Raw genomic sequence first — 13,748 nt, forward strand, 5'->3', positions numbered from 1 at the left:
ATCGGTGAGTCACAGCGACTAACCCGTGTTACGCATCCCGGCTGCAATCCCGGCGATGGTGACCATCAGGGCTTGATCAACCTGTGGATTGACTTCATCTGGTGTGGCGCGAGAACGGTGTAACAGCTCTACCTGCAACACGTTCAATGGATCGGTGTACGGATTACGCAACTGGATGGATTCTTTGATCCAAGGTTGCTCGTCCAGCAATTCTCCTTTTTTCGGACGCAGTTGCAAGACGACGTTGATGGAGTCCTGCAATTCCTGACGCAGGCGTTTGCCCAGCGGCCACAGATTTTCCGGTGCCAGACGCAGGTCGTAGTATTCTGCCAGCCACAGGTCGGCTTTCAGGAACACCATTTCCAGCATTTCCAGACGGGTATGGAAGAACGGCCACTGTTGATCCATGGCTTTCAGCACATCACCCTTGCCATCATCAATCACGGCTTGCAGTGCGACATGGGCGCCCAGCCATGATGGCAGCATCAGACGGTTCTGTGTCCAGGCAAAGATCCATGGAATGGCACGCAGAGATTCTACACCACCGTTCGGTTTACGTTTTGACGGACGAGACCCGAGCGGCAATTTGCCTAATTCCATCTCTGGCGTTGCGGCACGGAAGTAAGGCACAAAATCAGGCTCATCACGCACGACGCTGCGATAATGCTGGCAAGAGATTTCTGACAGCTTATCCATGACGTCATACCATTCAGCCTTCGGTTTTGGCGGTGGTAACAGGTTGGCTTCTAAGACCGCACTGGTATACAGCTTGAAGTTGTGGATAGCAATTTCAGGCAGACCGAACTTGAAGCGGATCATCTCGCCCTGTTCTGTCACACGGAAACCGCCTTTTAGCGATCCCGGTGGCTGTGACAGAATCGCCTGATGAGCTGGTCCACCGCCACGACCGATGGTACCGCCACGGCCATGGAACAAGGTCAGTTTCAGATCTTCACGTTCTGCGATGGCAACCAAATCTTCCATTGCACGGTATTGAGCCCAACCAGCGGACATCATGCCGGCATCTTTCGCTGAGTCGGAATAACCGATCATCACATACTGCTGACCGCGAATGTAGTTGCGATACCACTCTACAGACAGCAAGCGGTTCAACACGGCCGCCGCATTTTGCAAATCGTTCTGGGTTTCAAATAACGGCGCAATCGGCATATTGAATTTACAGCCGACTTCTTTCAGCAGCAATTGTACGGCTAAGACATCAGAAGGCTGACGCGCCATCGAAATGATGTAAATACCGAATGCATCCGGATCGGTTTGCGCGATCACGCGACAGGTTTCAATGACCTCATGCGATTCGGCACTCGGCTGCCAGTTTGCTGGCAGCAATGGACGGCGGGAGGCCAGTTCGCGCAACAGGAACTCCTGTTTCTCCGCTTCGCTCCATTGTGCGTAGTCGCCCAGTTCCAGATATTGTGTGAGTTCAGAGAATACCTGACCGTGACGTTCGCCATCCTGACGGATGTCCAGTTTCAACAGGTTGACGCCGAAACAAGCCAGCTTGCGCAGCACATCCAGCAACATGCCATCGGCAATGATGCTCATGCCACACGACTGCAGTGAGCGGTAGCACAGTTCCAGTGGTTCACGCAGTTGCTCGGTACGGGTGATCAGATCGCGGTTTTCCGTATACTGATTCTGTAATTTTGCGGTGACGGCCTGCTGGGTTTCACGCAACGCATCGCGCACGCCACGCAGGATCTCGCGATAAGGTTCGCTGCATTCGCCAACCCGCTGACGCAGTTCATCACTGCAATCGGTCATGGACAGTTCAGAGACCAGTTCCTGAATATCGGTCAGGAACAGATTGATAGCCACCCAGCGAGACAGCAGCAGCACTTCCTGTGTCACTTTCGCGGTAACGAACGGGTTACCGTCACGGTCGCCGCCCATCCAGGAGGCGATGCGGATCGGGTGTGCATGCAGTGGCAGACGGATACCAAAGCTTTCCTGTAAACGGTCATCCAATTTGCGCAAGAACAGCGGAATAGCAGGCCACAGGTTGTTTTCAATAACCGCAAAGCCCCATTTCGCCTCATCGACAGGTGTCGGACGCTGTTGACGAATTTCATTGGTATGCCATGACTGATTCACCAGTTGTTCAATGCGATGCAGGATAAATTTGCTTTCACGTGGTGTCAGATCCTGCAACTCCAGTTCTTCCAGACATTCATTTAACTGAACATGCTTGTGGATCAGGGTGCGGCGGGTAACTTCAGTAGGGTGTGCCGTCAGAACCAGTTCGATGTCCAGTTCACAAACGGTATCAATGATTTCCTGCTCGGACAGATTGGCATTTTTCAGTTTGTCGAACAGGCTATCCAGTGGATCTTGAGTGGTGTGCAGTTCACCTTGACGGGACATGGAGTGAAACTGTTCCGCCACGTTAGCCAGATTCAGGAATTGACTGAATGCACGGGCGACAGGTAATAATTCGTCATCACTCAGGTTTTGCAACGTAGATATCAGTTTCTGTCTGTCATCTTCGTTACCCTGACGGGATGATTTTGCCAGTTGACGAATATTCTCAATCTTGTCGAGGAATTCCCCGCCAAGATGTTCCTTGATGGTCTTGCCCAGCAGTTGGCCAAGCATGCCAACATTACCGCGCAACGCCGCGTACATATCACTCATTTATGTCGTCCTTCCTTTTAATGGCAGGGCATACAGCCTTTGCCCCGCAAACAATCCAAATTATCAGTATTCTTATAGGCAGATCAAATAGTGAACGCCATAAAAATGCAAAAAAATGCACCATGTTGGTTACAAACAGAAACGTTGCACCAAATGGCGGAGTAATTCAGTCGTGGGTTTCACAAACGACAGGTCAAGATACTCATCTGGTTGGTGAGCCTGGGTAATGTAGCCGGGGCCCATCACAATCGTTTCACAGCCAAGCTGCTGGATAAACGGTGCTTCAGTACAGTAGTTGACGACTTCCGCTTTATTTCCACTGAGTTGTTCCGCTTCTTTCACAAAAATGGAATTTTCGTCGCAGCCATAGGGGGGAACCGGCTCATGCAGATGTTCCAGACTGATTGCGCCCGGATATTCCGCTTCAACCGGTGCCAGATGGCGTTTCAGTTCGGCAATCAGGTCTTCCGGCATTACGCCGGGAATGGGGCGAAAATCAATACAGAGTTCACAACCACCACAAATACGGTTGGCACTGTCACCGCCATGAATGCTGCCCAGATTCAGGGTCGGGTAGGGCACATCAAAATGGGCATTATGATATTTTTGCTTTAATTCCTGCTGCAACGCCAGTACATGAGTCAGCACTTTATGCATGATTTCGATCGCATTGACCCCATTGGCAGGGTTGGAAGAGTGTCCACTCTTGCCGGTCACGCGGATCGATTCGGACATATGTCCTTTATGCATAAACACGGGAACCAGACCGGTGGGTTCGCCAATCACGGCATAGTCCGGGCGAATCGGATGTGCATCGGCAATGGCTTTGGCGCCGGCCATGCTGGTTTCTTCATCCGCAGTAGCCAGAATACGCAGCGGTTTCTTCAACTGGGCCAAATCGATGTCTTTAAGTGCTTCGACAATAAAGACAAAGAAACCTTTCATATCGATGGTGCCAAGGCCATAAAGGCGATCGCCATCCTGCGTCAGTTGGAATGGGTCTTTCTGCCAGCGTCCTGCATCAAACGGGACGGTATCAGTATGGCCTGCAAGGAGTAATCCGCCATCACCACTACCTATGGTGGCGATCAAATTGAATTTTCCGGTCGTGCCGGGCACCGTGGTGATATCAATCTGCATGCCTAATGCTTCAAACCAGGAGGCGAGTAGTTCAATGACCCCTTGATTACTCTGATCCCAGGCAGGATCTGTGCTGCTGATGGATGGCTGCGCGATAATATCGCGGTACATCTGAAAAAAATCGAGATTACTCATGTTTCCTCCTTGCGCGGCACAGTTTAATTTGGTAAATAATAGAAATGCAATCGAAATGCATAAATATTAACTTCTGAAGGCGATTTAGCACGACTTCAGTCACGGGGCATCCACTATGTTCATGCAGCAAAATTTTATCGAACGACGATATATTTCTGTTTGAATCTGCCACACTATGTGCCGCAGAGGTCCGCATTTCACTTCGTTACGAATTAATCTGAATTTTGAGATAAATGGAAAGCGCTATGCTTAATGTCGTTATTATTGGTGCCAGTGGTTATGCCGGGGCTGAATTAGCCTTATTAGTACACAAACATCCTGAGCTTAACCTGAAAGGGCTCTATGTGTCTGCAGGCAGTCAGGATGCTAACAAACCTTTTTCTGCCTTGCATCCGCAGTGTCTGGGGCTGGTTGATCTGCCGGTCCAACCGTTGGATGACGCGGGCATGCAGGCAGCGAAAACCGGCACCGATCTGGTGTGTCTGGCGACTGCTCATGAAGTCAGTATGAATCTGGCTCCGCAATTCCTGGCAGCGGGTATTCCGGTTTTTGATCTGTCCGGGGCTTTCCGTGTACAGCAGGATGGTTTCTACGACAAATATTACGGTTTTGCGCACGACCAGCCTGAATGGTTATCCAAAGCGGTTTATGGCTTGGCCGAGTGGAATGCCGAACAGATCAAACAGACGGATTTGATCGCAGTTGCAGGTTGCTACCCGACCGCTTCCCTGCTGGCCCTGAAACCACTGATGGCTGCGGGTCTCATCAAGGCCGATACCACGCCGATTATCAATGCCGTTTCTGGTGTTTCGGGCGCAGGCCGTAAAGCGGCTATCGGTACCAGCTTCTGCGAAGTCAGTCTGAATCCATACGGTGTCTTCAATCATCGTCATCAGCCTGAAATCAGTTATCACTTAGGTGGCAAGGTCGTATTCCAGCCACATCTGGGTAATTTTGTGCGCGGTATTCTGGCCACCATCTATGTGCAACTGGCTGATGGCGTCACCGAAGAACAGGTGAATGCTGCATACCAGCAGGTTTACAGCAATAGCCCGATTGTCCGCCTGAGCAAACAGTGGCCTTCGATCCGTGGTGTAGCGGGTACGCCGTTCTGTGATCTGCACTGGCAAATGCAGGATGGCTTGCTGATTGTCGGTTCTGCCATTGATAACCTGCTGAAAGGCGCCTCCTCTCAGGCGATGCAATGTATCAACCTGCGTTTTGGTTTCGAACCAACGCTGGGTTTGCTGTAAGTTCAAGGACATCGTGATGACACAACAAGTTCCGTTGATTATCAAATTGGGTGGTGCGCTGCTGGAAACAGAAGGCGCGCTGACTGCATTTATTGGTGGCATTCAGAGCTTCCTGAAACAATTCCCGCGTCCGTTGGTGCTGGTGCACGGCGGTGGTTGTCTGGTTGACGACCTGCTGAAAGCCTTGGGTAAAACCAGCACCAAGAAAAATGGTTTGCGGGTTACGCCGGCGGATCAGATCCCTTATGTCGTCGGTGCACTGGCCGGGACAGCCAACAAGCAGATGATGGCCGAAGCGATCGCACAGGGTCTCAATCCAGTGGGTTTATCACTGGCAGATGGCGGACTGTGTGAAGTGACTCAGCTTGATCCTGATCTGGGCAATGTGGGTGATTGCAAACCGAAAAACCCGGCGCTGCTGAAAGCATTGCTGGCACAAAATTTCCTTCCTGTGATCAGCTCCATCGGGATCACGGCACAAGGCGAGCTGATGAACGTTAATGCCGATCAGGCAGCGATTGCATTAGCAGAACTTTTAGATGCAGATCTGCTGATGCTGTCAGATGTAGAAGGCATTCTAGATGCAAACAAACAGCTGATTGCAGAGCTGGATCCGGTTAAAACAGAACAATTGATTGCCGATGGCGTGATCACTGATGGGATGGCGGTCAAAGTAAAAGCGGCCTTGCAGGTCTCTGCTGCCATCCAAAAACCGATTGTCGTGGCGAGTTGGCGTGATCCTCAACTGTTAGTCAAGCTTGCTAATGGTGAAGCGGCTGGTACTCGTCTTCAAGCTTAAATAAATGGATTATTAAGGAGCGCAGTGATGCGTCATCTGTTAGATACCACGGAATTCAATAAAGATGAATTACATGCCCTGATCGCTTTGGGTCGGGAAATGAAAGCCACGCCGGAAGCATTCCGCAGCGGATTGGCAGGCAAAAACATCGTGACGCTGTTTGAAAAACAGTCTTTGCGGACCCGGGTAACGTTCGATATCGGGATCAACCGTCTCGGTGGTCATGCTGTCTATCTGGACCAACAGAATGGCGCAATGGGGCAGCGTGAATCGGTCAAAGATTTTGCGGCCAACCTGTCCCGCTGGTGTGACGGTATTGTGGCTCGTGTCTATGACCACAAGACACTGATTGGCTTACGTGAAAATGCGACCGTCCCCGTCGTGAACTCACTGTGTAACCTTTATCATCCCTGCCAGGCGTTGGCCGATTTCATGACCATTGCCGAAAATTACGATGATCTGAGCAAGGTAAAACTGGCTTATTTGGGTGAAGGCAACAACGTGTCTCATTCATTGCTGATCACTGGTGCCATTCTGGGCACTGATGTTACGATCGTTTCACCGAAAGGATCGGGTCCGGATGCGCAGATTTTCAACCTGGCTGCCGAATTGGCGCGTAAATCAGGTGCCAAACTGAGCGTCACTGATAACTGTGATGACATTCGTGGCTTTGATGTGGCTTACACTGATACTTGGGTTTCAATGGGTGATACGACCCCGATGGAAGCCGTTATCGACAAATACATGCCGTATCAGATCAATCAGGCACTACTGGATAACACCGGTATTCGTCATGTGCTGCACTGCCAGCCAGCACACCGTGAACTGGAAATTACCTCCGAAGTGATGGACGGCCCGGCATCACTGATTATGGATGAAGCCGAAAACCGTATGCATATCCAGAATGCCATTCTGTACACACTGATCAATCAGGCATAATTCAGTGGGGAGTCACTAAAAGTGGCTCCTCTTCTGTGAAGTGCCTCGCTACACTAAGCAGCATTGCAAGCATTTAAGAAAGGAACCTGTCATGGCTTTATGGGGTGGACGTTTCAGCCAGGCGGCTGATACCCGATTCAAACAATTCAACGACTCTCTGCGTTTTGATTATCGTCTGGCAGAGCAGGATATCGTCGGCTCCATTGGCTGGTCAAAAGCACTGGTCAGCGTGGGTGTACTGACAGGCGATGAACAGGCGAAACTGGAAGCTGCACTGCTGGCACTGAAAGCGGAAGTCGAAGCTGATCCCGAGCAAATCCTGCAATCGGATGCTGAAGACATCCACTCATGGGTCGAAGGTAAATTGATTGAGCGGGTTGGCGATCTGGGTAAGAAATTACATACCGGCCGCAGTCGTAACGATCAGGTCGCCACCGATCTGAAACTGTGGTGCAAGCAGCAGGGCGCAATTTTGCTGAGTAGCATTCATGGCCTGCAAACCAAGCTGGTTGCAACGGCACGTCAGTATCAGACGACGACCTTACCAGGTTATACCCACCTGCAACGCGCGCAACCAGTCACTTTTTCGCATTGGGCGCTGGCGTATGTGGAAATGCTGGATCGGGATTACACCCGTTTACAGGATGCGTTGAAGCGCCTGAATACCAGCCCGCTGGGTTCCGGTGCCTTGGCGGGAACAGCCTATCCAATCGACCGTCAGGTATTGGCACTGGATCTGGGTTTTGAGCGTGCCACCCGTAACAGTCTGGATTCCGTGTCGGATCGTGATCACGCCATTGAGCTGATGAGCACCGCTGCACTGTCCATGATCCATCTGTCCCGTTTTGCAGAAGATCTGATCTTTTACGCATCGGGTGAAGCCGGGTTCATTGAATTGTCCGATAAGGTGACGTCGGGGTCTTCCCTGATGCCGCAAAAGAAAAACCCGGATGCCCTAGAGCTGATCCGCGGTAAAACCGGTCGTGTGGCAGGTGCTTTGAACGGTATGCTGATGACGCTGAAAGCCCTGCCACTGGCCTACAACAAAGACATGCAGGAAGATAAAGAAGGGTTGTTTGACGCACTCGATACTTGGCACGATTGTCTGGATATGGCGCAATTGGTACTGGAAGATCTGAAAGTCAACGAACCGGTTACCAAAGCTGCCGCAATGGGTGGCTATTCTAATGCCACTGAACTGGCTGACTATCTGGTCGCAAAAGGCATTCCGTTCCGCGAAGCCCACCACATCGTCGGTGAAGCGGTGGTTTATGCCATCGGGCAGCAAAAACCACTGGAAGATCTGAGCATTGCGGAATTCCAGCAGTTCAATGTGGTGATTGCCGATGATGTCTATCCGATTCTATCTCTGGAATCGACACTGGCTAAACGGCAGGCGCTGGGTGGTGTTTGTGCCGAACAGATCGCCTTTGCCCTACAGCAGGCCGAACAACATCTGGCTAGCCGTTCACTGTAACGAAGAAAAGCGTAATTTCCCCGATAAAAAAGAGAGCAGCAGCTCTCTTTTTTATTTGGCAGGATCTGCACATAAAAACAACAACACAACTTGCACTCCGGTGTCAGATCCGTATAATACGTCGGCTTGCTAATACCAAGCTGAGCGATATGCTCTGGTGTTCGAGATATTCGGCACCTCATCAGTTCCTCCGATAGGGAGGAAAATGTAGCGAAACAACCTCCGGGTCGAATTAAAACGATCTCGGGCGGTTTTGTTTCATGTTCTTTTTACCATCTGGAGCTCTGGTCCATGCAGAACCAAAGAATCCGTATCCGCCTGAAGGCTTTCGATCATCGTCTGATCGACCAGTCTACTGCGGAAATCGTAGAAACTGCCAAACGCACTGGTGCACAGGTACGTGGTCCAATCCCACTGCCAACTCGCAAAGAGCGTTTCACTGTACTGATTTCTCCACACGTGAACAAAGATGCTCGTGATCAGTACGAAATCCGCACTCACAAGCGTCTGGTTGACATCGTTGAGCCGACAGACAAGACCGTTGACGCACTGATGCGTCTGGATCTGGCTGCTGGTGTTGACGTCCAGATCAGCTTGGGTTAATTCGGAAAGAGGTTGATAGACAATGACTCTCGGTCTTGTAGGTCGCAAACTGGGCATGACTCGCGTCTTCACTGAAGACGGTGTATCTATTCCAGTGACTGTTATTGAAGTAGAAGCCAACCGTGTTACCCAGCTGAAAACTCTGGAAACTGACGGTTACACCGCTGTTCAAGTAACTACCGGTGTTAAAAAGGCAAGCCGCCTGACTAAAGCTGAAGCTGGCCATTTCGCCAAAGCTGAAGTAGAAGCAGGTCGCGGTCTGTGGGAATTCCGTCTGAACGACGGCGAAGGCGCTGACCTGAAAGTTGGCTCTGAGCTGAAAGTAGACATTTTCGCTGACGTTAAAAAAGCAGACGTTACCGGTATCTCTAAAGGTAAAGGCTTTGCTGGTACTGTTAAGCGCTGGAACTTCCGCACCCAAGACATGACCCATGGTAACTCCCGTTCACATCGTGTACCGGGTTCTATCGGTCAGAACCAGTCTCCGGGTAAAGTGTTCAAAGGCAAGAAAATGGCTGGCCACATGGGTAACGAACGTGTAACCGTTCAGAGCCTGGATATCGTGCGCGTTGATGTTGAACGTAACCTGCTGCTCATCAAAGGTGCAGTTCCAGGTGCGACCAACGGCGACGTAATCGTCAAGCCTGCCGTTAAAGCGTAACGTCTGAGGAGATAGTAATGGAATTGGTATTGAAAGACGCGCAGAGCGCTCTTCAGGTTTCCGAAACTACCTTCGGTCGTGAGTTCAACGAAGCTCTGGTTCACCAGGTAGTCGTTGCTTATGCAGCTGCGGCCCGTCAGGGTACTCGCGCGCAGAAGACTCGCTCTGAAGTGTCTGGCGGCGGTAAAAAACCGTGGCGTCAGAAGGGTACTGGTCGTGCCCGTGCTGGTACTATCCGCTCTCCTCTGTGGCGTAGCGGTGGTGTGACTTTTGCTGCTAAGCCGCAAGATCACAGCCAGAAAGTAAACCGTAAAATGTACCGTGGTGCGATCCAAAGCATCCTGTCTGAACTGGTTCGCCAGGACCGTCTGGTAGTTGTAGAAAAATTTGGTGTTGAAGCTCCGAAAACTAAAGAGCTGCTGACCAAACTGCAAGCACTGGACCTGAAAGACGTGCTGATCGTTACCCCAGAAGTTGAAGAAAATCTGTTCCTGGCTGCACGTAACCTGTACAAGGTTGACGTTCGCGATGTAACAGGTATCGATCCGGTTAGCCTGATCGCCTTCGACAAGGTACTGATGACTGCTGATGCAGTTAAGCAAATCGAGGAGATGCTGGCATGATCCGTGAAGAGCGTCTGCTGAAAGTTCTGAAGGCTCCGCACATCTCTGAAAAGAGCACTATGGTAGCTGAAAAACTGAACACTATCGTGTTCAAAGTTGCTACTGATGCTACTAAAGCGGAAATCAAAGCGGCAGTTGAAAAACTGTTCGAAGTGAAGGTTGAAGCTGTTCGTACCCTGAACGTTGCTGGTAAGACCAAACGTACTGGTGCACGCATGGGCCGTCGTTCCGATTGGAAAAAAGCCTATGTAACTCTGGTTGAAGGTCAGGACATCGACTTCGTGGGCGGCGCTGCCGAGTAAGAGGAGTCTTAAAAAATGGCAATCGTAAAATGTAAGCCTACTTCTCCGGGCCGTCGTCACGTCGTTAAGATCGTTACCCCGGAGCTGCACAAGGGCAAGCCGTTTGCTGGTCTGCTGGAAGAAAAACGCAAGACTGGCGGTCGTAATAACAACGGCCGTATCACTACCCGTCATATCGGTGGTGGTCACAAACAGCACTATCGTCTGATTGATTTCAAACGCAACAAAGACGGTATCCCAGCTAAGATTGAACGTCTGGAATATGATCCAAACCGTTCTGCAAACATCGCACTGGTGTTATACGCAGACGGTGAACGTCGTTATATTCTGGCACCGAAAAATCTGAAAGCTGGCGATGCAATCGTCTCTGGTGTGGATGCACCGATCAAAGCTGGTAACGCGCTGCCAATGCGCAATATCCCGGTTGGTACTACTGTTCACGCAGTAGAAATGAAACCGGGTAAAGGCGCACAGATGGCTCGTTCTGCTGGTGCAAGCGTACAGATCCTGGCGCGTGAAGGTGCATATGTAACCTTACGTCTGCGTTCTGGCGAAGTACGTAAAGTATTGGCTGAATGCCGTGCTACTATCGGTGAAGTTGGTAACTCAGAACACATGTTGCGTCAATTGGGTAAAGCCGGTGCTAACCGCTGGCGTGGTGTTCGTCCTACCGTTCGCGGTATGGCGATGAACCCAGTTGACCATCCACATGGTGGTGGTGAGGGTCGCAACAAAGGTATCCAGCCTGTATCTCCTTGGGGTACACCGGCTAAAGGCTACCGCACACGTAGCAACAAGCGCACTGACAAGTACATCGTACGTCGTCGTAATAAGTAATTCTTTTATAGAGGAATCGCCATGCCACGTTCTCTCAAGAAGGGTCCATTTATTGACCTGCACTTGCTGAAGAAGGTAGAGAAAGCGGTGGAAAGCGCGGACAAAAAGCCTATCAAGACTTGGTCCCGTCGTTCAATGATCATTCCAGATATGATTGGTTTGACCATCGCTGTCCATAATGGTCGTCAGCACGTACCAGTTTATGTTACCGACGAAATGATCGGTCATAAACTTGGTGAATTTGCACCGACTCGTACTTATCGCGGTCATGCCGCTGATAAGAAGGCCAAGAAGAAATAAGGGATAAATGATGGAAGCTATCGCTAAACACCGTTTTGCCCGCACTTCTGCACAGAAGGCTCGCCTGGTTGCTGATCAGGTTCGTGGTCTGCCTGTGGATCGGGCCTTGAACCTGTTGGCTTTCAGCCCGAAAAAGGCTGCTGAGCTGATCAAGAAGGTTCTGGAGTCTGCTGTTGCTAACGCTGAGCATAACGAAGGCGCGGATATCGACACCCTGAAAGTACAAACTATCATGGTTGATGAAGGTCCATCTCTGAAGCGTATTCGTGCTCGTGCGAAAGGCCGTGCGGACCGTATCGTCAAGCGTACTGCCCACATCACTGTGGTGGTATCCGACGCTAAGGCTGGGAGATAAGCAATGGGTCAGAAAGTACATCCTAATGGTATCCGTTTAGGTATTACCAAGCCGTTCAACTCTACTTGGTATGCAAATACCAAAGAGTTCGCAGACAATCTGCACGGTGATTTTCAGGTACGTCAGTATCTGACCAAGGAGCTGAAAGCAGCCTCTCTGTCCCGCATTGTGATCGAGCGTCCAGCTAAGAGCATTCGCGTGACTATCCACACTGCCCGTCCAGGCGTAGTGATTGGTAAGAAAGGTGAAGATGTTGAAAAACTGCGCAAGCAAATCGCCAGCATCGCTGGTGTGCCTGCACAAATCAACATCGCTGAAGTTCGTAAGCCAGAGTTGGACTCTCAGCTGGTTGCTGACAGTATCTCCTCTCAGCTGGAACGTCGTGTTATGTTCCGTCGCGCTATGAAGCGTGCGGTGCAGAACGCAATGCGTCTGGGTGCTAAGGGTATCAAAGTTGAAGTTAGCGGCCGTTTGGGCGGTGCAGAAATCGCACGTACCGAATGGTATCGTGAAGGCCGCGTGCCTCTGCACACTCTGCGTGCAGACATCGACTATGCTACCTCTGAAGCACACACCACTTATGGTGTTATCGGTGTTAAGGTATGGATCTTCAAAGGTGAAGTTCTGGGCGGTCTGGCTGCTGTTACTGCTGCAGCTGCAGCTGCACAGCAAGAGCCGGCTCCTGCCAAGCCGAAACGCAAACCGCGTGGTGCTAAGTAAGGAGAACCGGTAAATGTTGCAACCAAAGCGTACAAAGTTCCGTAAGGTTCATAAAGGCCGTAACCGCGGTCTGGCTAATGCAGGTAGCGATGTATCTTTCGGTACCTATGGCCTGAAAGCGGTGACCCGTGGCCAACTGACTGCGCGTCAGATCGAAGCTGCACGTCGTGCGATGACCCGTGCTGTTAAGCGTCAAGGTAAAATTTGGATCCGTGTTTTCCCGGACAAACCAATTACTGAGAAACCGCTTGAAGTGCGTATGGGTAAAGGTAAAGGTAACGTAGAATACTGGGTTGCCTTGATCCAACCAGGCAAAGTGCTGTACGAGATGGACGGTGTACCAGAATCTCTGGCACGTGAAGCATTCGAATTAGCGGCTGCTAAACTGTCTGTTAAGACCACCTTTGTAATTCGGACGGCAATGTGATGAAAGCTCAAGATCTGCGTCAGAAAAGTGTGGAAGAGCTGAAAGCTGAACTGCTGGGCCTGCTGCGTGAACAGTTCAACCTGCGCATTCAGAAGAGCACTGGTCAGCTGAATCAGACTCACACTATCAAACAAGTACGTCGCGACATCGCGCGCGTCAAAACTGTACTGAACGAGAAGGCAGGTGCGTAATGACTGATAAAATCCGTACTCTGCAAGGTCGTGTAGTTAGTGACAAAATGGACAAGTCCATTACTGTAGCTATTGAACGTAAGGTAAAACACCCAATTCTGGGTAAAATTATCGTGCGTACAACTAAGTTGCATGTCCATGATGAAAACAACGAATCCAAAGCTGGCGACCTGGTGGAAATCCGCGAATGTCGCCCGTTGTCCAAAACTAAATGTTGGACACTGGTATCTGTTGTAGAGAAAGCCTAATCATCGATTAGGATAGGAATGTGAGCGGCCCGTTTCTGGGCCGCTCACTTTTTGGCTACCACTTTGTTTGGTGCTGTGATATTATG

Annotated in this window: 17 protein-coding genes; 15 read left to right on the forward strand and 2 right to left on the reverse strand. The window is 50.6% G+C overall.

The window, feature by feature from the left end; translation table 11 throughout:
* Positions 1–18: 18 nt before the first annotated feature.
* Both ppc and argE read right to left on the reverse strand, forming a co-directional pair.
* Entirely contained in the window at positions 19–2,652 is a 2,634-nt protein-coding gene (gene ppc / locus H027_RS0108925; protein WP_024872116.1) for a phosphoenolpyruvate carboxylase, read from the reverse strand.
* A 129-nt stretch (positions 2,653–2,781) separates the two neighbouring features.
* Entirely contained in the window at positions 2,782–3,927 is a 1,146-nt protein-coding gene (gene argE, locus H027_RS0108930; protein ID WP_024872117.1) for an acetylornithine deacetylase, read from the reverse strand.
* 245 nt (positions 3,928–4,172) lie between these two features.
* Here argE and argC point away from each other — a divergent pair, with 245 nt between their 5' ends.
* The 15 genes from argC (at position 4,173) to rpsQ (ending at position 13,662) form a co-directional block, all read left to right on the forward strand.
* Positions 4,173–5,180: an N-acetyl-gamma-glutamyl-phosphate reductase gene (argC, locus tag H027_RS0108935; RefSeq protein ID WP_024872118.1), complete on the forward strand. Its 1,008-nt coding sequence runs from the start codon at positions 4,173–4,175 to the stop codon at positions 5,178–5,180.
* Between the two features lie 16 nt (positions 5,181–5,196).
* Positions 5,197–5,979 (forward strand): acetylglutamate kinase, encoded by a 783-nt coding sequence (argB, locus tag H027_RS0108940; RefSeq protein WP_024872119.1) that lies wholly within the window; start codon positions 5,197–5,199, stop codon positions 5,977–5,979.
* 27 nt (positions 5,980–6,006) lie between these two features.
* Positions 6,007–6,918, forward strand: coding sequence for an ornithine carbamoyltransferase (locus tag H027_RS0108945; protein WP_024872120.1), 912 nt, complete (start codon positions 6,007–6,009; stop codon positions 6,916–6,918).
* A gap of 91 nt (positions 6,919–7,009) precedes the next feature.
* Positions 7,010–8,395: an argininosuccinate lyase gene (gene argH, locus H027_RS0108950; RefSeq protein WP_024872121.1), complete on the forward strand. Its 1,386-nt coding sequence runs from the start codon at positions 7,010–7,012 to the stop codon at positions 8,393–8,395.
* 291 nt (positions 8,396–8,686) lie between these two features.
* Complete coding sequence (gene rpsJ / locus H027_RS0108955; protein WP_005307944.1) at positions 8,687–8,998, forward strand: 30S ribosomal protein S10; 312 nt, start codon at positions 8,687–8,689, stop codon at positions 8,996–8,998.
* Positions 8,999–9,020: 22 nt separating this feature from the next.
* Positions 9,021–9,659: a 50S ribosomal protein L3 gene (gene rplC, locus H027_RS0108960; RefSeq protein ID WP_024872122.1), complete on the forward strand. Its 639-nt coding sequence runs from the start codon at positions 9,021–9,023 to the stop codon at positions 9,657–9,659.
* A 17-nt stretch (positions 9,660–9,676) separates the two neighbouring features.
* Positions 9,677–10,282, forward strand: coding sequence for a 50S ribosomal protein L4 (gene rplD / locus H027_RS0108965; protein WP_024872123.1), 606 nt, complete (start codon positions 9,677–9,679; stop codon positions 10,280–10,282).
* Entirely contained in the window at positions 10,279–10,584 is a 306-nt protein-coding gene (rplW, locus tag H027_RS0108970; RefSeq protein WP_024872124.1) for a 50S ribosomal protein L23, read from the forward strand. Before rplD ends, rplW begins: the two co-directional genes overlap by 4 nt.
* Before the next feature lie 15 nt (positions 10,585–10,599).
* The gene (rplB, locus tag H027_RS0108975) at positions 10,600–11,421 is read left to right on the forward strand and encodes a 50S ribosomal protein L2 (RefSeq protein WP_024872125.1); all 822 of its coding nucleotides are present in this window, start codon (positions 10,600–10,602) and stop codon (positions 11,419–11,421) included.
* Between the two features lie 21 nt (positions 11,422–11,442).
* Positions 11,443–11,721 carry a 30S ribosomal protein S19 gene (gene rpsS / locus H027_RS0108980; protein WP_024872126.1) on the forward strand — a complete coding sequence of 93 codons (279 nt, stop codon included), beginning with the start codon at positions 11,443–11,445 and terminating at the stop codon, positions 11,719–11,721.
* 10 nt (positions 11,722–11,731) lie between these two features.
* Positions 11,732–12,076, forward strand: coding sequence for a 50S ribosomal protein L22 (gene rplV, locus H027_RS0108985; RefSeq protein ID WP_024872127.1), 345 nt, complete (start codon positions 11,732–11,734; stop codon positions 12,074–12,076).
* 3 nt (positions 12,077–12,079) lie between these two features.
* Positions 12,080–12,796 carry a 30S ribosomal protein S3 gene (gene rpsC, locus H027_RS0108990; RefSeq protein WP_012728334.1) on the forward strand — a complete coding sequence of 239 codons (717 nt, stop codon included), beginning with the start codon at positions 12,080–12,082 and terminating at the stop codon, positions 12,794–12,796.
* A 13-nt stretch (positions 12,797–12,809) separates the two neighbouring features.
* Complete coding sequence (gene rplP / locus H027_RS0108995; RefSeq protein WP_024872128.1) at positions 12,810–13,223, forward strand: 50S ribosomal protein L16; 414 nt, start codon at positions 12,810–12,812, stop codon at positions 13,221–13,223.
* A complete protein-coding gene (gene rpmC, locus H027_RS0109000) occupies positions 13,223–13,414 on the forward strand; it encodes a 50S ribosomal protein L29 (protein ID WP_024872129.1) in 192 nt (63 codons plus the stop codon). Before rplP ends, rpmC begins: the two co-directional genes overlap by 1 nt.
* On the forward strand, positions 13,414–13,662 hold the full coding sequence (rpsQ, locus tag H027_RS0109005; protein WP_024872130.1) for a 30S ribosomal protein S17: 249 nt from the start codon (positions 13,414–13,416) through the stop codon (positions 13,660–13,662). The genes rpmC and rpsQ overlap by 1 nt, the downstream gene beginning before the upstream one ends.
* Positions 13,663–13,748: the final 86 nt, after the last annotated feature.

It is taken from the genome of Tolumonas lignilytica (assembly GCF_000527035.1).
Classification (GTDB): Bacteria; Pseudomonadota; Gammaproteobacteria; order Enterobacterales; family Aeromonadaceae; genus Tolumonas; species Tolumonas lignilytica.